Raw genomic sequence first — 19,245 nt, 5'->3', positions numbered from 1 at the left:
CGAACTCGGCCCCGACGGCCTGCTGTTGGTCAACCTCTCCGGGCGCGGCGACAAGGACATGGACACGGCGGCCCGTTACTTCGGGCTCTACAACGAGGGGGACGCCAAGTGAGCGGGAACATCGGGCTGTTGAACGACGTCCTGGCCAAGGCCCGGGCGGAGAACCGCGCCGCGCTCGTCGGCTACCTCCCGGCCGGCTTCCCCACCGTCGACGACGGCGTCCGGGCCATGACCGCCATGATCGAGGGCGGTTGCGACATCGTCGAGGTGGGCCTGCCGCACAGCGACCCCGTCCTCGACGGCCCCGTCATCCAGACCGCCGACGACATCGCCCTGCGCGGCGGGGTGCGGATCGCCGACGTGATCCGCACGGTCGGCGAGGTGCACCGGGCCACCGGCGCGCCGATCCTCTGCATGACCTACTGGAACCCGGTCGACCACTACGGCGTCGAGCGGTTCGCCGCCGACCTCGCCGAGGCCGGGGGAGCGGGCTGCATCCTGCCCGACCTGCCGGTCGAGGAGGCCGACGCCTGGCGCAAGGCCGCCGAACAGCACGGCCTGGCCACGGTCTTCGTCGTCGCCCCGAGCAGCCGCGACGAGCGGCTCGCGAAGATCACGGCGGCCGGCTCCGGCTTCGTCTACGCCGCCTCGCTCATGGGCGTGACCGGCACCCGCGAGTCCGTCGGCCGCGAGGCCCAGGACCTGGTGCGCCGCACCCGCGCGGTGACCGGACTGCCGGTCTGCGTGGGCCTCGGCGTCTCCGACGCGACGCAGGCGGCCGAGGTCGCCGGCTTCGCCGACGGCGTCATCGTCGGCTCCGCCTTCGTCAAGCGGCTGCTGGACGCGGACGACCTGGAGTCCGGCCTGGCCGCCGTGCGCGCCCTCGCGGGGGACCTCGCGGCGGGCGTGCGCCGACACGGGTAACCCGTTCGAAGGAACCTGGGACCGGGGGTGCGCTGGGCCGCACCCCCGGTTCGTTGTACGGGGACGTGAGCCAGAAGAACAGCGACGGAAAGCGCACCGCCCGCGAGCGGCTGCAGGAACAGCGCCTCAAGGACGAGGCCCGGGACAGACGCAAGCGGACCCTGATCGCGGGTGCGGTGGTGCTCGGGGTGCTGGGCGCCGGCGCGGGCGTCGCGGCGGTGGTGGCGAACTCCGGGGGGAAGAAGGAGACGGCCGCCGGCCCGGCGGTGCCGCCCCAGGGCGCCCTCGGCAAGGACGGCTCGACCATCCCGGTGGGCAAGCAGGCCGCCAAGGCGACCCTCACGGTCTACGAGGACTTCCGCTGCCCGGCGTGCGCCCTGTTCGAGAACGCCTACCGCGAGACGATCCACGACCTCGAGGACGAGGGAAAGCTGCGCACCGAGTACCACATCGTCACGCTCATCGACAAGAACCTGGGCGGCAAGGGCTCCCTCACCGCGGCCAACGCGGCCGCCTGCGCGCAGGACGCGGGCAAGTTCTCCCCGTACCACGACGTGCTCTACAAGAACCAGCCGCCCGAGACGAACGACGCCTTCGCGTCCACGTCCCGCCTCTACGAACTGGCCGGCCAGGTCCCCGGGCTCAACACCCCCGGTTTCCAGAAGTGCGTGGACGACGGCATGCACGAGAGCTGGGTCCAGCAGTCCCACGAGGCGTTCCGCAAGCTCAAGCTCAAGGCCACGCCGACCGTCCTGCTCAACGGCAAGAGCATCTACGGCGACCCCGCCCATCCGCTGACCTCGGCGAAGCTGCGGGAGATGACGGTCGGGGCGGCGAAGGAGCACTGAGGTTCTCCGTCACCCCTGTTCCGCCTGTTACGCAGCTGTTGTCCCGGGCGGGTTGCCGTGTATGCCGCCCGGCAGGGTAGCGTCGGTGGTGCCATGAATCTCGCATACATCCCCAGCCCGTCGACCGGTGTCCTCCACCTGGGCCCGATCCCGCTGCGCGGCTACGCCTTCTGCATCATCATCGGCGTCTTCGTCGCCGTCTGGCTCGGCAACCGACGCTGGATCGCGCGCGGCGGCCGGGCCGGGACCGTCGCCGACATCGCCGTCTGGGCCGTGCCCTTCGGTCTGGTCGGCGGCCGGCTCTACCACGTCATCACCGACTACGAGCTGTACTTCGGCGAGGGCCGGAACTGGGTCGACTCCTTCAAGATCTGGGAGGGCGGCCTCGGCATCTGGGGCGCGGTCGCGCTGGGCGCGGTCGGCGCGTGGATCGGCTGCCGCCGCCGGGGCATCCCGCTGCCGGCCTGGGCCGACGCGGTGGCCCCCGGCCTCGCGATCGCGCAGGCGATCGGCCGCTGGGGCAACTGGTTCAACCAGGAGCTCTACGGCAAGCGGACGGACGTGCCCTGGGCGCTGAAGATCGACGCGGATCCCGCGATCGGGCGGGTGGCGGGCACGTACCACCCGACGTTCCTGTACGAGTCGCTGTGGTGCCTGGGCGTCGCGGCCCTGGTGATCTGGGCGGACCGCCGGTTCAAGCTGGGGCACGGCCGGGCGTTCGCGCTGTACGTGGCGGCGTACACGGTGGGGCGTTTCTGGACGGAGTACCTGCGGGTGGACGAGGCGCATCATGTGCTGGGTCTGCGGTTGAACGGGTGGACGTCGATTCTGGTGTTCCTGGCGGCGGCGGCGTACATCGTGGTGTCCGCGCGCCGGGTCCCTGGGCGGGAGGCCGTGGTGGAGCCGGGGGCTTCCGAGGACGCTGCCGTCGGGGACGGCGCGTCCTCCGGTGGCGCGTCCTCCGGCGGCGGGGGCGGGACGCCGGAGGGGCCGTCCGGGAAGGCGGAGCCGAAGCCGGCCAAGTAGCCGGGGGATTTTGCCCCGGCCCCGCCCTTTCACCGTTTCCTCCGGGGCAAGCCCCGGACCCGCAACGCGGCTTCGCCACGGTGGGCGGGGGCTGCGCCCCCTGCGCCCCTGCCCGGGGCTCTGCCCCTGGACCCCGCAACCGCGCTCCGCGCGGTTGTCCTCAAGCGCCGGACGGGCTGGACTGGCGTGCCCGCGCCTGAAATCCAGCCCTGGCGCGCACCATCAGCCCGTCCGGCGCTTGAGGACAGCGCCCGCAGGGCGCTGGTGGAGCCCGCGTCGGCGGGCCCGGCGGGGGCCAGGGGGCGCAGCCCCCGGTGGGGTGCGGGGGCGGAGCCCCGCCCTACCCGCGCGGCGCGCGGGACCCGCGCGCCTTCGCGCGCAAGCGGGGTTCCGGAGGGGCGGAGCCCCTGCGGAAACGGGTTAGGGCGGGGCTGGGGCGAACCCCCAGGTCAGCGGGGTAAGTTCGGCCTTCCTTGCTAGCGGATCACCGCGATCGTGCGTACCTTCGAACCCATCGGCGCCCCCGCGCCGAACTCGCCCGAAGGAGCACGCACACACCATGGCTGTCCTCGACAACGTCGCGGCCACACACAGCGCCCACCGCGACAACCACACGCACCGCGACGTCAACGGCGGCTGGCTCCGCCCCGCCGTCTTCGGGGCGATGGACGGCCTGGTCTCCAACCTCGCCCTTCTCACCGGTGTCGCCGGCGGCGACGTGTCCTCCCGGACCATGGTGATCACCGGCCTCGCCGGCCTCGCGGCGGGCGCGTTCTCGATGGCCGTCGGCGAGTACACCTCCGTCGCCTCGCAGCGCGAACTCGTCCTCGCCGAGCTGGACGTGGAGCGCCGCGAGCTGCGCAGGCACCCCGTGGACGAGCAGGAGGAGCTGGCCGAGCTCTACGTCTCCCGCGGCGTGGAGCCCGCCCTCGCGCGGGAGGTCGCCCGGCAGCTGTCCCGCGACCCGGAGCAGGCGCTGGAGATCCACGCCCGCGAGGAGCTGGGCATAGACCCGTCCGACCTGCCGTCGCCGATGACCGCCGCCCTCGCCTCGTTCGGTTCCTTCGCGCTGGGCGCCCTGCTGCCCGTGCTGCCCTTCCTGCTGGGGGGCTCCACGCTCTGGCCGGCCGTGCTGCTGGCCCTGCTCGGGCTCTTCGCCTGCGGAGCCGTCGTGGCCCGGGTGACGGCCCGGTCGTGGTGGTTCAGCGGGCTGCGCCAGCTGCTGCTCGGCGGGGCCGCCGCCGGAGTCACCTACCTGTTGGGTCTTGCCTTCGGCACCGCTGTCGGGTGATGCTTTTGCGGGGCACCGCATAACGTGCAGGTTTCGGCCCTGTTTCAACCCTCCGCCGACAGGGCACACCTAACCAAACCCGCGGGCAGTGCCGCCCGCGCAGCCTGTTCGGCAGGGTGAATCCACCCGGGATATCCCAGAGCGTCCCAGATAGTGGGATGAGGCTTCCGCATCGTGGGAGTCGGTGTGTAACCTGCACGAAATTTCGCGGAGGGCCAGCGTCGTCCCTCGGTACATGCACGGCATGAAGCCAAAACGACGACGGGAGCGCCGATGCGTTCTGCATCCCACCCCGCCCAGCAGGGTATGTACGACCCTCGCCACGAACACGACGCCTGCGGCGTCGGCTTCGTCGCGACCCTCACCGGCGAGGCGAGCCACGCCCTGGTGGACCGGGCGCTCACCGTCCTGCGCAACCTGGAGCACCGCGGCGCGACCGGCTCCGAGCCCGACTCGGGGGACGGCGCCGGCATCCTCGTCCAGATCCCGGACGCGTTCCTGCGCGAGGTCGTGGACTTCGAGCTGCCGGAGCAGGGCGCGTACGCGGTCGGCATCGCCTTCCTCCCGGCGGCTGCGGATGTCTCGGTCATCGAGACGATCGCCGCCGAGGAAGGGCTCACCGTCCTCGGCTGGCGCACCGTCCCCGTCGCCCCCGAGCTGCTGGGCAGCTCCGCGCGGGCCACGATGCCGGAGTTCCGGCAGTTGTTCGTGGCCGACGGGGAGAACACCGGGATCGCGCTCGACCGCAAGGCGTTCGTGCTGCGCAAGCGCGCCGAGCGCGAGGCCGGCGTCTACTTCCCGTCGCTCTCCGCCCGCACCGTCGTCTACAAGGGCATGCTGACCACCGGCCAGTTGGAGCCCTTCTTCCCGGACCTCTCCGACCGCCGCTTCGCCACGGCCATCGCCCTGGTCCACTCCCGCTTCTCCACCAACACCTTCCCGAGCTGGCCGCTCGCCCACCCGTACCGCTTCGTGGCGCACAACGGCGAGATCAACACCGTGGGCGGCAACCGCAACTGGATGCGGGCGCGGGAGTCGCAGCTCGCGAGCGGGCTGTTCGGCGACGCGCCGCTGGAGCGGACCTTCCCGGTCTGTACGCCCGACGCGTCCGACTCCGCCTCCTTCGACGAGGTGCTGGAGCTGCTGCACCTGGGCGGGCGTTCGCTGCCGCACAGCGTGCTGATGATGATCCCCGAGGCCTGGGAGAACCACGCCTCCATGGACCCGGCCCGGCGCGCCTTCTACCAGTACCACTCCACGCTGATGGAGCCCTGGGACGGCCCGGCCTGTGTCACCTTCACCGACGGCACCCTCGTCGGCGCCGTTCTCGACCGCAACGGCCTGCGTCCCGGCCGGTACTGGGTGACCGACGACGGACTGGTCGTCCTCTCCTCCGAGGTCGGCGTCCTCGACATCGACCCGGCGAAGGTCGTCCGCAAGGGCCGCCTCCAGCCGGGGAAGATGTTCCTGGTCGACACCGCCGGGCACCGCATCATCGAGGACGACGAGGTCAAGGCGTCCCTCGCCGCCGAACAGCCCTACCGGGAGTGGCTGGAGGCCGGCCTCATCGACCTGGAGGACCTGCCCGAGCGCGAGCACATCGTGCACACCCACGCCTCGGTCACCCGTCGCCAGCAGACCTTCGGCTACACCGAGGAGGAGCTGCGCGTCGTCCTCGCGCCGATGGCCAAGTCCGGTGCGGAGCCGATCGGTTCGATGGGCACGGACTCGCCCATCGCCGCGCTCTCCGAGCGGCCCCGGCTGCTCTTCGACTACTTCACCCAGCTCTTCGCGCAGGTCACCAACCCGCCGCTGGACGCCATCCGGGAGGAGCTGGTCACCTCCCTGGTCTCCTCGCTCGGCCCGCAGGGCAATCTGCTGGAGCCGACGGCGGCCTCCTGCCGCAGCGTCACCCTGCCGTTCCCCGTCATCGACAACGACGAGCTGGCCAAGCTCATCCACATCAACGCCGACGGCGACCTGCCCGGCCTCAAGGCCGTCACGCTCTCCGGCCTCTACCGGGTCTCCGGCGGCGGCGCCGCGCTGGCCGCCCGGCTGGACGCGATGTGCGCCGAGGCCGACGCGGCCATCGCCGACGGCGCCCGGCTGATCGTCCTCTCCGACCGGCACTCCGACGCCGAACACGCCCCGGTCCCCTCGCTGTTGCTCACCTCGGCGATCCACCACCACCTCATCCGCACCAAGCAGCGCACCCGGGTGGGCCTGCTGGTCGAGGCCGGCGACGTCCGCGAGGTGCACCACGTCGCGCTGCTCATCGGCTACGGCGCCGCGGCCGTCAACCCGTACCTGGCGATGGAGTCCGTCGAGGACCTCGTCCGCGCCGGGACGTTCCTGCCGGACACCGAGCCCGAGCAGGCGATCCGCAACCTCATCAAGGCGCTCGGCAAGGGCGTGCTCAAGGTGATGTCCAAGATGGGCATCTCCACCGTCGCCTCCTACCGCGGCGCCCAGGTCTTCGAGGCCGTCGGCCTCGACGCCTCCTTCGTGGACACCTACTTCCACGGCACCACCACCAAGATCGGCGGCATCGGCCTGGAGGTCGTCGCGCGGGAGGTCGCCGCCCGGCACGCCAAGGCGTACCCGGCCACCGGCATCCCCGCCACCCACCGCAGGCTGGAGATAGGCGGCGAGTACCAGTGGCGCCGGGAGGGCGAGCCGCACCTGTTCGACCCCGAGACCGTCTTCCGGCTCCAGCACGCCACGCGCGAGCGGCGCTACGACATCTTCCAGCAGTACACCCAGCGCGTGAACGAGCAGTCCGAGCGGCTGATGACGCTGCGCGGTCTGTTCACGTTCGACAGCGACCGCGAGCCCGTCCCGCTGGACGAGGTCGAGCCCGTCGCCGAGATCGTCAAGCGGTTCTCCACCGGCGCCATGTCGTACGGCTCCATCTCCCGGGAGGCCCACGAGACGCTCGCCATCGCCATGAACCGGCTGGGCGGCAAGTCCAACACCGGTGAGGGCGGCGAGGACCCGGAGCGGCTGTACGACCCGGCGCGCCGCTCCGGCATCAAGCAGGTGGCGTCCGGACGCTTCGGCGTCACCAGCGAGTACCTGGTCAACGCCGACGACATCCAGATCAAGATGGCCCAGGGCGCCAAGCCCGGCGAGGGCGGCCAGCTGCCCGGCCACAAGGTCTACCCGTGGGTAGCGAAGACGCGGCACTCGACGCCCGGTGTGGGGCTCATCTCCCCGCCGCCGCACCACGACATCTACTCCATCGAGGATCTGGCGCAGCTGATCCACGACTTGAAGAACGCCAATCCCGCCGCCCGCATCCATGTGAAGCTGGTGTCGGAGGTCGGCGTCGGCACGGTCGCGGCCGGGGTGTCCAAGGCGCACGCCGACGTCGTGCTGATCTCCGGACACGACGGCGGTACGGGCGCCTCGCCGTTGACGAGTCTCAAGCACGCGGGCGGCCCCTGGGAGCTGGGCCTGGCCGAGGCCCAGCAGACGCTGCTGCTCAACGGGTTGCGCGACCGCATCGTCGTCCAGGCCGACGGCCAGCTCAAGACCGGCCGGGACGTGCTGATCGCCGCCCTGCTCGGTGCCGAGGAGTTCGGCTTCGCGACCGCGCCGCTCGTCGTCTCCGGCTGCGTCATGATGCGCGTCTGCCACCTGGACACCTGCCCTGTCGGCATCGCCACCCAGAACCCCGTGCTGCGCGAGCGGTTCGCCGGCAAGGCGGAATTCGTGGTGAACTTCTTCGAGTTCATCGCCCAGGAGGTCCGTGAGCTGCTGGCCGAGCTGGGCTTCCGCACCCTCCAGGAGGCCGTCGGCCGCGCCGAACTCCTGGACGTCGAGCGGGCCGTGGGCCACTGGAAGGCCCAGGGCCTGGACCTGGCACCGCTGTTCCACGTGCCGGACCTGCCCGCCGGCGCCGTCCGCCACCAGGCCGTCGCCCAGGACCACGGCCTGGCCAAGGCGCTCGACAACCAGCTGATCAAGCTGGCCGCCGACGCGCTCGACACGGTCGGCGCCGAGGAGCCCCACCCCGTCCGCGCCCAGGTGCCGATCCGCAACGTCAACCGGACCGTCGGCACCATGCTCGGCCACGAGGTCACCCGGAAGTTCGGCGGCGCCGGACTCCCGGACGACACGGTCGACATCACCTTCACCGGGTCCGCGGGCCAGTCCTTCGGCGCCTTCCTGCCCCGCGGCGTCACCCTGCGCCTGGAGGGCGACGCCAACGACTACGTCGGCAAGGGCCTGTCCGGCGGCCGGATCGTCGTCCGCCCCGACCGGGCCGCCGACCACCTCGCCGAGTACTCCACCATCGCCGGCAACACGCTGGCGTACGGAGCCACCGGCGGCGAGATGTTCCTGCGTGGCAGCGTCGGGGAGCGGTTCTGCGTCCGCAACTCCGGGGCCACCGTCGTCTGCGAGGGCGCCGGCGACCACGGCTGCGAGTACATGACCGGCGGCCGCGCCGTCGTCCTCGGCCCGACCGGGCGCAACTTCGCGGCCGGCATGTCCGGCGGCGTCGCGTACGCCCTCGACCTGGACCCGCGGAACGTCAACCGGGAACTGGGCCGGTGCCGTCGAGCCGTTGGACGAGGCCGACCGGCGGTGGCTGCACGGCGTGGTGCGCCGCCACCACGAGGAGACCGCCTCCACCGTCGCCGCGGCCCTCCTCGCGGACTGGGACGCGGCCGCGGACCGCTTCCGCAAGGTCCTCCCGACCACGTACAAGGCAGTGCTCGCCGCCAAGGACGCCGCCGAGCGAGCCGGTCTCTCCGAGACCGAGACCCACGAGAAGATGATGGAGGCGGCGACCCATGGCTGACCCGAAGGGCTTCCTGACCACCGACCGCGAGGTCGCCCGCTCCCGCCCGGTCGCCGAGCGCGTCCGCGACTGGAACGAGGTGGCCGTCCCCGGCGCCCTGCTGCCCATCATCAGCAAGCAGGCCGGACGCTGCATGGACTGCGGCATCCCCTTCTGCCACAACGGCTGTCCGCTGGGGAACCTCATCCCCGAGTGGAACGACTACGCGTACCGGGAGGACTGGCGGGCGGCGAGCGAGCGGCTGCACGCGACCAACAACTTCCCCGAGTTCACCGGGCGGCTGTGCCCCGCCCCGTGCGAGTCGGCGTGCGTGCTGGGCATCAACCAGCAGCCCGTCACCATCAAGAACGTCGAGGTCACCATCGTCGACAAGGCGTGGGCGACCGGCGACGTCACCCCGCAGCCGCCCGAGCGGCTCTCCGGCCGGACCGTCGCCGTCATCGGCTCCGGCCCGGCCGGCCTCGCCGCCGCCCAGCAGCTGACCCGGGCCGGTCACACCGTCGCGGTGTACGAGCGGGCCGACCGCATCGGCGGCCTGCTGCGGTACGGCATCCCCGAGTTCAAGATGGAGAAGCGGCACATCAACCGGCGCATCGAGCAGATGCGGGCGGAGGGCACCAAGTTCCGCACCGAGGTGGAGATCGGCCGCGACATCGACGCGGCGAAGCTGCGCGGGCGGTACGACGCGGTGGTCATCGCGGCGGGCGCCACGACGTCCCGCGATCTGCCCGTCCCCGGGCGGGAGTTGAAGGGCGTCCACTTCGCCATGGAGTATCTGCCCGTCGCCAACAAGGTGCAGGAGGGCGACTACGTCGCGCCCACCATCACCGCCGAGGGCAAGCACGTCGTCGTCATCGGCGGCGGCGACACCGGCGCCGACTGCGTCGGCACGGCGCACCGGCAGGGCGCCCTGTCCGTCACCCAGCTGGAGATCATGCCCCGGCCCGGCGAGGAACGCCCCGCGGGCCAGCCCTGGCCGACCTTCCCCCTCCTCTACAAGGTCACCTCCGCCCACGAGGAGGGCGGCGAGCGCGTCTACTCCGTCTCCACGACCCGCTTCGAGGGCGACGAGGACGGCAACGTGCAGTGGCTGCACCTGGTCGAGGTGGAGTTCACCGGCGGCAAGCTCGAACAGAAGCCGGGCACGGAGCGGCGCATCCCCGCCCAACTGGTCACCCTGGCCATGGGCTTCACGGGCACGGACCGGGCGAACGGCCTCGTCGAGCAGCTCGGCCTGGAGCTGGACGCGCGCGGCAACGTCGCACGCGACGCGGACTTCGCGACCAACGTCCCGGGCGTCTTCGTCGCGGGCGACGCGGGCCGCGGCCAGTCGCTCATCGTCTGGGCCATCGCCGAGGGCCGTTCGGCGGCCCGCGCCGTGGACCGCCACCTGACCGGCGCGAGCACCCTGCCCGCACCGATCCGGCCGACGGACCGGGCGCTGGCGGTGTGATCACGCCAGGTTCGCCGCACCGTACAACTCCGTCACGGGTCCGGTCGTCCCACCGCATGTACCTGTAAGTGCCTTGCGGGAGGAACGACATGCGACGGTTGACGACGACGGCGGCGGCGCTGCTCATGCTGACGGGCGCGGGGACGGCCACGGCGGTGGCCGCCCCGGCCCCGGCTGCGGCCGAGGCCTGCGCCTCGGGCTGGGGCAGCACCACCAAGTCGGCGCAGGGAGCGGAGCACAAGCCGCTCGAGGACATCCGGACCGGCGCGCACGAGTGCTACGACCGCGTGGTGTTCGACCTGGGCGGCACGCCGGGCCGGCTCGGCTACCACGTCGGTTATGTGGACACGTTCCACCAGGACGCCTCCGGCGACGAGATACCGGTGACCGGCGGCGCGATCCTCCAGATCTACGTCTCGGCCCCGAGCTACGACCCGTCGACGGGCCGCGCGACGTACGCCGGGAAGGCGGGCAAGCCGCTCCCCGGCGTGGACATCACCGGCTACCGGACCTTCAGGGACACCAAGTTCGGCGCCAGCTTCGAGGGGCAGACCCAGGTGGCCGTCGGCGTCCGCGCCAAACTGCCGTTCCGGGTGCAGCACTCGGGCGACAAGCTGATCGTGGACGTGGCGCACACCTGGTGACCTGCGGGCCGCGTGGCCCCCCGGGGAGAGGGGGACACGCGGCCCTGCCCTTGGCGGCTGGAACCAGGGCGATTACCGGTTGGCCGGGGTCACTTGTTCACCAGGGTGTTGCCGTGCGACAGGTTGCCGATGCCGACCACCGAGATCGCGTTGCCGCCGACGTTCGGGGAGACGCGGGGTGCGACCTGCACGACGTTCCCGGCCACCACGCCCGGGGAGTTGGCGGCGGCGCCATGGGCCTGGCTGGCGTCGGCGGCGGTCGCTCCGGCGCCGAGGGCGGCGGCGGCCATCACGGTCAGGGTGGCGGCGTTGCGCATGCTGCTCATAGCTCTCTCCAGGGGTTGGGGGGAGCCAGTGCAAAAGCTCTGGCAAGAAGGAGTCTTGCGTACGAAAAACCGCTGACGTGACGTATGGCGGTATGTTCATCCTCTCCCGCGATCATGGGTCCGGCGTTGACCCCTTGCGAGGTCTGTGCGTCAACGGCCCTGAAGGGAGGGTGAGTTGCGGCGCAAACCTCGGGCGTCCACCCAGGGGGTGTGGAGCAGGGGCGCGCGGGATCGCGTCCCGCGCCGGGGCGCTCCCACGTTCAGGTGGCGTTCCGTGGCCCGATCGTCATATCGATGCCGTCCCGCCCTATCCAGGAGGCATGGACGAACCCCGTGCCCCGCAGGGCCAAAGCCCCTTCTCCCGCAGGCAGTTCGCGACAGCCGCCACAGGCGTGGCCGCGACGGCCGCCGTCCTCGGCCCGGCGGGGGCGGCCCCGGCGGGGGCGGCCCCGACGGCCGCCCTGCCCGCGGCGCCGGCCGCGAAGCCGAAGTCCACCGCCGACTGGGACACCTGCCTGGAGGTCGCCCGCGCGCTGCTCGTCGTGGACGACGACGACCAGCCCCTGGTTCCCGCCTACCGGAAGATCCTCGACGACGGCCTGCCGCGCACCGGTTCCGGGAGCGGCAGAAAGATCCTGGTGATCGGCGCCGGGCCGGCCGGGCTCGTCGCCGCCTGGCTCCTCAAGCGCGCCGGGCACCGCGTCACGCTGCTGGAGGCCAACGGCAACCGCGTCGGCGGCCGCATCAAGACCTTCCGGACCGGCGGGCACGAGCGGGCGGCGCAGCCATTCGCCGACGCCCGGCAGTACGCGGAGGCCGGCGCCATGCGGATCCCCGGCAGCCACCCGCTGGTGATGGGCCTCATCGACCGACTCGGCATCGAGAAGCGCCCCTTCCACCTGGTGGACATCGACGGGCAGGGCAAGCCCGTCAACCACGCCTGGCTCTACGTCAACGGCATCCGGGTGCGCCGCTCCGAGTACGCCAAGTCCCCGCGGAAGGTCAACCGTTCGTTCGGCGTGCCCGACCGGTACCTGGACGTGCCGTCGTCGACGATCCTGCGCGACGCCCTGGACCCGGTGCGCAACGAGTTCAGCACGGCCGGGAAGGACGGCAAGCGGGTCGACAAGCCGATGCCCGAACGGGTACGGGGCTGGGCCCGGGTGATCCAGAAGTACGGCGACTGGTCGATGTACCGCTTCCTGACCGAGGAGGCCGGCTTCGACGAGCGGACGATCGACCTCGTCGGGACGCTGGAGAACCTCACCTCCCGGCTGCCGCTGTCCTTCGTCCACAGCTTCATCAGCCAGTCGCTGATCAGCCCCGACACGGCCTTCTGGGAGCTCGTCGGCGGCACGGCGACCCTCCCGGACGCGCTGCTGAAGAAGGTCGAGGACACCCTGCGCCTCGACCGCCGGGTGACGCGCATCGAGTACTGGCACCCCGACCGGCGCGGCGACACCGAGCACGTCCGCAAGGACGGGCCGCACGTCTGGGTCGACACCGTCTCCGAGGGGCGCGGCGGGAAGGTGGTCCGCGAGCAGTTCACCGCCGACCTCGCCGTCGTCACCGTGCCTTTCTCCGGGCTGCGGCAGGTGCAGGTCAGCCCGCTGATGTCGTACGGCAAGCGGCGGGCGGTCACCGAGCTGCACTACGACAGCGCGACCAAGGTGCTCCTCGAATTCAGCCGCCGCTGGTGGGAGTGGGACGAAGGGGAGTGGAACCGGGCGCTCGACGAGATCCGCCCCGGCCTGTACGAGCAGTACCGCAAGGGCAAGGCGCCGGACGACGGCAGCCTCCTCGGCGCCCATCCCTCCGCCCCGCGCGATCGCATCACCCCCGCCCAACGCGCCCACTACGCGGCCAACCGCTGGGCCGGGCGCGACACGCCGGAGGCGGCCCGGATCGTCGGCGGCGGCTCCGTCTCCGACAACTCCAACCGCTTCATGATCAACCCCTCGCACCCCGTGCCCGGCAGCAAGGGCGGCGTCGTCCTCGCCTCCTACAGCTGGGCCGACGACGCGTCGCGCTGGGACTCGCACGAGGACGACGCGCGGTATCCGTACGCGCTGCGCGGACTCCAACAGGTGTACGGGCAGCGGGTGGAGGTCTTCTACACGGGCGCGGGGCGCACCCAGAGCTGGCTGCGGGACCCGTACGCGTACGGCGAGGCGTCGGTGCTGCTGCCCGGCCAGCACACGGAACTGCTCCCGTCGATCCGGACGGGGGAGGGGCCGTTGCGGTTCGCGGGCGACCACACGTCGGTGAAGCCGTCGTGGATCGAGGGGGCGGTGGAGTCGGGGGTGCGGGCGGCGCTGGAGGTGCATCTGGGCTGAGGAGCCGGGCCCCTGGGACCGTGCTCCGTGTGGTTGCCCACTGCGCCGGACGGGCTGAAGCGCCCCTCCGGCGCACTGCCGTCAGGCAGCGGCGAGCAGGGGAGGGCTCAACTCGTCGTTGGTGAGGGCCAGCTGCAGATCCTCTGCCGTTGCGTCCGGGCCGAGTTCCGAGGTCAGGGCCAGGCGCAGGTCCGCCGCTGTCGCGTCCGGGGCCGAGGCCGAGTTCTGAAAGCGGCTGTACGCCCTCCACCTCATGCGCCGCGAAAGGGATCAGGTGGAGCTCGTGACTCTCTCCCCGAAAGGCGAGGACGCCCCACGTCTCGTCCCGGGCGATCCGGGAGGCGATGACGCCGAGGCGGTCGGAGGGTGCGGAACAGATCGCCGTGAGCCGCTGCTGGTCCGCCCTCGGAAACGCGGAAATCGTCTCCAGTACCCCGGGTGCGGAGAGAGCGCCCTCCAGCAACCTGGCCACCGCGTCCCGCTCCGGAGAGTGGTCGTCGTCGTGGACGGCCGGCACGGCGTGCACGATCGGCAGACCGTCGCTCAGGGCCTGTTGCCAGCGGGGCAGCATGAAATCGATGTGGAGGGCGTCCTCACGGGTCGCGCCCGGACCGCCGACCCTTTCCCCCGATGGCCGCCAGCCAGTCATTGACCTCGGCCCAGCGCCAGATGAGAGAACGTCCCGCGACACCTTCGGGATCGGGGAACTCCGGGGCGTCGCCCCGCCGTTCGCCGTTCACCCATTGGCTGATGTTCTGCCGGTGCGGCCGACCCGCTCGGCGATTTCCGACACGCCGACCAGGTCCGGGTCCAGCCTCAGCAGGCGCAGTCGCGGCAGCTCCTTGTGCAGCCGCACGACCAGACGGTGTACCGCGTCAACCGCACTGTCTCCGGTTTCTGCCACATCCAGGATGTGCCTGCCCCGATGGCGGGCGAGCAGCCCGTCGAATTCATCGAACACAATGCCGACCGCCACGTCGTCGTCCATGTCGATGCCGTCCACGACGAAGACGAACTCGTATTCCATCGAGACCCCAACCCCCCTGGTTGTGTGCCGTAAACCTCCAGTACGCGGGATATGTGAACCCTTGAGCAGCATACCCGCGTGTTGTCAAACGACAACACCGCCTCCCGAGATGCGGCGCGGGTCGTCCTCGGGGAGTGGGCACCACGCCGCGCGCCGCTCGATCCGGCGCGCCGCTTGATGGGGGTCCCTGGGGGTGCCGGGGACGGAGATGGAGGTGCATCCCCCGTCGCAGGGGCAGTACAGCCTTCCCCAGTGCCCCTCCTTGCGCAGGACCCATCCCTTGTCGACGAGCTGCTTGAGGGCCTGGCGGACCTCCTTGTGCTGATGATCCGCCGGTGACACCTCGCGCCCGACCATCCGTCAACTCCTCAACGAAAGCCACCCCACCAATGGTTGGCTGTCAACAAGCGGCGAACGGCAGCCTACCCCTGGGCGGTATGACGATCGACAGAATCGCGTATTCGGGCCGCTGTTGAGGCAAGGGTGCGGTCAAGTACTGAATGAATGCCCGCGGTTGACGTCCGGCATCCTCACCCGGATGCCTGGGCCGAGCGCACCGAAACCTCGCTGAAGACCACGCTCGCGTCCTCCGTGTACATCCCCCACGCTCCCCTGCTCGTAGGGCCGTTCCTGGTCCTGGTAGGCGACCAGGCCGCGGCCGTCGACGCTGACCTCCATCCGCGCGCCGCGCTGGGCGATGCGGACGGCGGAGGTGCGGCCGACGGGGAAGGAACCCGGGCCGGTGGCCAGGAAGCGCTGGCCGCCGGGGTAGGCGGGGTCCCGCTTGCCCAGTTCCCAGCCGTTCGGCTTGAGGGTGAGGTAGTAGAAGTGCTCCGGGTCGGCGTAGGCCCAGAGGAGCCAGGGCACTTCCCAGGGATTCGGCGTGGGGGTGCGGAGCTGGGAGACGGTGCGCATGCGGGCCGCGTAGTCCACGTTCGCGTAGGCCGCGGTGGAGACCACCAGCGCGGCGTGGGTCTCCTCGGGGCGGGGGGCCGGCGCGGGGGAGAGGGTCAGGCCGTCGTCGTGGCCGGTGACCTCGCCGTGGCCGTCGAAGACCGTGCGCCACGGGCCGTGGACCGAACCCTCGGCCCACGGCCCCGCCGGCGCGTTCTCCTCGCTCCACAGCACGTAGGCCCCGAACCCGAGGCCGATGAGGGCGGCGACGGCGAGGAGAAGCCGTTGGACTCTCGTCATGCGGTCGAGTATGACCCCGGGCCCTCGGGGAGGCGGGCCTCCACCGGCCCGGTATCCGCGTCCGCGCCGAAGTCCTCCGCGAGCTGGGCGATGATGCGTTCGGTGGCACGGCCGTCACCGAACGGGTTTCCGGCCGAGGCCATGCGGTCGTACTCCGCCCGGTCGTCGAGGAGGCGCTCCACCGCCGCCAGGATGACGTCGGGCACGGTGCCCACCAGCCGCGCGGCGCCCGCCTCCACCGCCTCGGGCCGCTCGGTGGTGGTCCGCAGGACCAGGGCCGGTTTGCCGAGGCTCGGGGCCTCCTCCTGGACGCCGCCGGAGTCGGTGAGCACCACGTCGCAGGCGGCGAGGGTGGCCGAGAAGTCGAGGTAGCCGAGGGGCTCGACGACGCGGACGCGCGGATGGCCGGTCAGCTCGGGCAGCAGCGCGTCGCGCACCGCCGGGCTCTTGTGCAGGGGCAGCAGGATCTCCACGTCGCCCCGGTCGGCCAGCCGGCGCACGGCCCCGGGCCCATGCCGCGCATGGTGTCGCCCTGGTTCTCCCGGCGGTGCAGGGTCAGCAGCACGCGCCGCAGGCCGGAGGTGGTGAAGTGGCTGCGCCCGGTGCCCCCGTCCAGGACCCACAGCAGGTTGTCGATGACGGTGTTGCCGGTGGTGAAGACCTCGGAGGCGGGCACGCCCTCGGCCACCAGGTGCGCGGCCCGCCCGCGGCGTCGGGGCGAAGTGCCAGCGCGCCACCCGGCCGATGAGCCGCCGGTTGAGCTCCTCGGGGAACGGGTTGTCCAGGACGCCGGTGCGCAGCCCCGCCTCGACGTGGGCGACGGGGACGTGCTCGTAGAAGGCGGCCAGGGCGCCGGTCAGCGCGGTGGTGGTGTCCCCCTGGACGATCACGAGGTCGGGGCGCTGCGCGCGGATGATCTCGCCGAGTCCGTCGACGAGGCGGGCGGTGAGGGTGGACAGCTCCTGGCGCTCGCGCATGACGTCGAGTTCGGTGCGCTCGCGCACCTGGAGCAGGTCCAGCATCTGGTGCAGCATCTCGCGGTGCTGGCCGGTGGTGACGACGATCGGCTCGAAGAGCTCGGACGCGGCCATGGCGCGGGCCACGGGGGCGAGTTTGATCGCCTCGGGCCGGGTGCCGAGGACGAGCATGGCGCGCACGGGGGCGTCGATCAGGTTCGGGGACATGGTTCTCCCTCGGAAGTCGCTGGGTGCTTGCGGAATGCCTCGGGTGCCTCAGGTGCGCGCGGTCTTCAGCCAGGTCTGCTTGCCGGTCAGCATCCGCCACAGGCCCCACCATCCGGCGGCGAACCAGATGTAGCCGTAGAGGACGAAGACGTGCGACAGCAGGACCGCGCGGGCCAGTCCGAGGCCCTGTTCGCGCCGGGAGTAGACCCAGCCGTAGACGTAGGCGGCGGTGAAGGACAGGACGTACGGGCCGATCAGCCACATCGGGGAGACCAGGGAACGGCCCGCCTCGAAGGAGCCGACGACCGTGCCGCCGACCGCGACCAGGAAGGACAGCGGCAGCAGGGAGGTGAGCAGGATGAGCACCGGGCTGGAGAGGTGGTAGAGCAGGTCCAGCGCGGGCCGGGTGGGGACCTCGCGGACGATCAGCGGGACGAGCCCCGCCGACTGGAGGTGGCCCTGGAACCAGCGCGAGCGCTGGCGCACCAGCCGCCGCACGTCGAGCACGGCCTGCTGCGAGACGGCGGCCGAGGTGCAGTGCTGGTTGGTCCAGCCGCGGGCGATGAGGCGGACGCCGAGGTCGAGGTCCTCGGTCAGGGAGTCGCTCCAGGGGCCGGAGCCGTCCGGGGCCATCAGGGTGTCGAGCGCGGCCAGCCGCATGAACTGGCCGTTGCCGCCCATCCCGACGCTGCCGATGGTGCGGCGGGCGCTCTGGAAGATGTCGCCGTAGATGACGAACTCCATGTCCTGGAGCCGGGCGAGCAGTCCCTGGTTGCGGTTGTACATCCGCACCCCGATCTGGGTGCCGCCGGTGCGCGGGTTGTCGAAGTACGGGTCGACCGCCTGGACGCAGTGCGGGTCGAGCCGTCCGTCGGCGTCCACGACGCAGACGATGACGTCGCGCGGGTCGCGCCCGGCGAGCAGGCCGGACGAACGCAGGTGCTGGATACCGGCGTTGAGGGCGGCGCCCTTGCCCTTGCGGGCGTTCGGCAGATGTCGCCGCAGGAGGCGGACCTTGCCGGGCTCCGCGCGGCGGGCGGTCTCCGCGATCTCGGCGGTGCGGTCCTCGGAGGCGTCGTCGATGACCAGCGCCAGGGTGTTGCGGGCGGGCAGGGCCGTGATGCGGGCCAGGCTCTCGGCGAGCACCTTCTCCTCGTTGAGGCAGGCGAGGAGGAAGACGTAGAAGCGCTGGTCCCGGGGGGCCTCTGGCCCTGCGGAAGCCGCGCCGGGAGATGAGGAACAGGGTGGTGTTGTAGCAGCCGGCCATCACGATGATGGCGATGCTGGACCAGATCAGGAGTTCGCCGTTCATGGGGATGCCGGTCATGAACGGCCGCCGGAGTTCCGTATCCGGAACCAGAATTTGAGCGATATCAGCGCCGCGGCCACCGCGCAGTAGAGCAGGAATCCGGCGCCGGCCGCTTCCTGGAGACCCTCCGCGAAAGGAAGTCCGGGAGCGACTTCCGGGGCGGCCGTCAGCCCGGCAAGAGGCACGACGGCGCCCAGAGCGGGTTTTCCGTACATGGGTTCCCCCCCCCATTTTTCGCCTCCTTCGAGGCATGCGCTGGGAACGTACCAGACCGGTCGGTCCGTTCAGTCGTACATCGGGGAAAAAGTTGAATCGGACTTGTAAAATCTAGTGACCCATGGGTAGTTGTGCCTGGTCGTCGCGGGTTTGTTGCGCATGAGGTCTGTGGTCCGCACCAATTCGGGCTCGAATGCGCGCTCGGAATGCGCGCCAGGAATGCGCCGGGCGGCTTCCCGGAATGTATTGACAGCGATCGTCCACCCCACCAGAATCAGCCAACTGTCGGCCCGTGTGCGGGCATCGTCACACGGGCATCGTCCCGGCGCCTTCCGGGGGGGAAGTCGGAAAGGCCAAGAGGCGGCCGCGTATCTCGCGGGGGCCTCGCATGGACATCGGGCGGAGCCCGCGTGGACATCACGCGGGCATCACGTGGATCACACAGGGGGGAAACGCATATGCCTGCGCGTCATTCCGGACGGAGACGAGGGATTTCCCGGATCTCGGTCGCGCTTTCGATAGTCGCCGCCCTGCTGGGCGGTTTCGCACTTTCCCAGGAGGGCGCCGGCGCGGCCGGGGCCCCGGGGGACAAGGGTCGCGTGTCCCACGCCCTCTCCGGCGCCGGACCCGCGGCTCTCTCCGGCGTCGGCACCAAGGACC

At 71.6% G+C, this 19,245-nt stretch carries 15 protein-coding genes and 1 pseudogene; 8 read left to right on the top strand and 8 right to left on the bottom strand.

Going from position 1 to position 19,245, the window contains the following annotated elements; all coding sequences use genetic code 11:
• Window positions 1-108 precede the first annotated feature (108 nt).
• The 7 genes and pseudogenes from trpA to ABD794_RS08260 all read left to right on the top strand — a co-directional run bounded on the left by trpA (window position 109) and on the right by ABD794_RS08260 (window position 10,993).
• Window positions 109-924 carry a tryptophan synthase subunit alpha gene (gene trpA / locus ABD794_RS08290; protein ID WP_344961987.1) on the top strand — a complete coding sequence of 272 codons (816 nt, stop codon included), beginning with the start codon at window positions 109-111 and terminating at the stop codon, window positions 922-924.
• A 65-nt stretch (window positions 925-989) separates the two neighbouring features.
• On the top strand, window positions 990-1,772 hold the full coding sequence (locus ABD794_RS08285) for a DsbA family protein (protein WP_344961985.1): 783 nt from the start codon (window positions 990-992) through the stop codon (window positions 1,770-1,772).
• 93 nt (window positions 1,773-1,865) lie between these two features.
• Window positions 1,866-2,798, top strand: a complete 933-nt coding sequence (gene lgt, locus ABD794_RS08280; RefSeq protein WP_344961983.1) for a prolipoprotein diacylglyceryl transferase — start codon at window positions 1,866-1,868, stop codon at window positions 2,796-2,798.
• A 559-nt stretch (window positions 2,799-3,357) separates the two neighbouring features.
• Window positions 3,358-4,089: a VIT1/CCC1 transporter family protein gene (locus tag ABD794_RS08275; protein WP_344961981.1), complete on the top strand. Its 732-nt coding sequence runs from the start codon at window positions 3,358-3,360 to the stop codon at window positions 4,087-4,089.
• A 273-nt stretch (window positions 4,090-4,362) separates the two neighbouring features.
• Window positions 4,363-8,896: pseudogene (gene gltB, locus ABD794_RS08270) on the top strand (glutamate synthase large subunit).
• Window positions 8,889-10,349, top strand: a complete 1,461-nt coding sequence (locus ABD794_RS08265) for a glutamate synthase subunit beta (RefSeq protein ID WP_344961979.1) — start codon at window positions 8,889-8,891, stop codon at window positions 10,347-10,349. The pseudogene gltB and the gene ABD794_RS08265 overlap by 8 nt, the downstream one beginning before the upstream one ends.
• An 89-nt stretch (window positions 10,350-10,438) precedes the next feature.
• Entirely contained in the window at window positions 10,439-10,993 is a 555-nt protein-coding gene (locus ABD794_RS08260; protein WP_344961977.1) for an AMIN-like domain-containing (lipo)protein, read from the top strand.
• Window positions 10,994-11,082: 89 nt separating this feature from the next.
• Here ABD794_RS08260 and ABD794_RS08255 read toward each other — a convergent pair whose 3' ends face one another.
• A complete protein-coding gene (locus ABD794_RS08255; protein WP_344961975.1) occupies window positions 11,083-11,319 on the bottom strand; it encodes a chaplin in 237 nt (78 codons plus the stop codon).
• Window positions 11,320-11,639: 320 nt separating this feature from the next.
• Here ABD794_RS08255 and ABD794_RS08250 point away from each other — a divergent pair, with 320 nt between their 5' ends.
• Complete coding sequence (locus ABD794_RS08250; RefSeq protein WP_344961973.1) at window positions 11,640-13,655, top strand: flavin monoamine oxidase family protein; 2,016 nt, start codon at window positions 11,640-11,642, stop codon at window positions 13,653-13,655.
• Window positions 13,656-13,736: 81 nt separating this feature from the next.
• Here the strand turns inward: ABD794_RS08250 and ABD794_RS08245 are convergent, their stop codons facing one another.
• The 7 genes from ABD794_RS08245 to ABD794_RS08205 form a co-directional block, all read right to left on the bottom strand.
• Window positions 13,737-13,910, bottom strand: coding sequence for a hypothetical protein (locus tag ABD794_RS08245; protein ID WP_344961971.1), 174 nt, complete (start codon window positions 13,908-13,910; stop codon window positions 13,737-13,739).
• A 481-nt stretch (window positions 13,911-14,391) separates the two neighbouring features.
• Window positions 14,392-14,682, bottom strand: a complete 291-nt coding sequence (locus tag ABD794_RS08240) for a hypothetical protein (RefSeq protein ID WP_344961968.1) — start codon at window positions 14,680-14,682, stop codon at window positions 14,392-14,394.
• 84 nt (window positions 14,683-14,766) lie between these two features.
• Entirely contained in the window at window positions 14,767-15,039 is a 273-nt protein-coding gene (locus tag ABD794_RS08235) for a hypothetical protein (RefSeq protein WP_344961966.1), read from the bottom strand.
• A gap of 132 nt (window positions 15,040-15,171) precedes the next feature.
• Window positions 15,172-15,876 carry a calcium-binding protein gene (locus tag ABD794_RS08230; protein WP_344961964.1) on the bottom strand — a complete coding sequence of 235 codons (705 nt, stop codon included), beginning with the start codon at window positions 15,874-15,876 and terminating at the stop codon, window positions 15,172-15,174.
• Window positions 15,873-17,060 carry a UDP-N-acetyl glucosamine 2-epimerase gene (locus ABD794_RS18685; RefSeq protein ID WP_425585958.1) on the bottom strand — a complete coding sequence of 396 codons (1,188 nt, stop codon included), beginning with the start codon at window positions 17,058-17,060 and terminating at the stop codon, window positions 15,873-15,875. The genes ABD794_RS08230 and ABD794_RS18685 overlap by 4 nt, the downstream gene beginning before the upstream one ends.
• 48 nt (window positions 17,061-17,108) lie before the next feature.
• A complete protein-coding gene (locus ABD794_RS08210; RefSeq protein WP_344961962.1) occupies window positions 17,109-18,206 on the bottom strand; it encodes a glycosyltransferase family 2 protein in 1,098 nt (365 codons plus the stop codon).
• Window positions 18,207-18,383: 177 nt separating this feature from the next.
• Window positions 18,384-18,584, bottom strand: a complete 201-nt coding sequence (locus ABD794_RS08205; RefSeq protein ID WP_344961960.1) for a hypothetical protein — start codon at window positions 18,582-18,584, stop codon at window positions 18,384-18,386.
• Window positions 18,585-19,245 lie beyond the last annotated feature (661 nt).

It is taken from the genome of Streptomyces thioluteus, from assembly GCF_039535865.1.
Note: the sequence above shows the minus strand (reverse complement) of the source record. Positions and strands in the feature narration are given on the sequence as shown.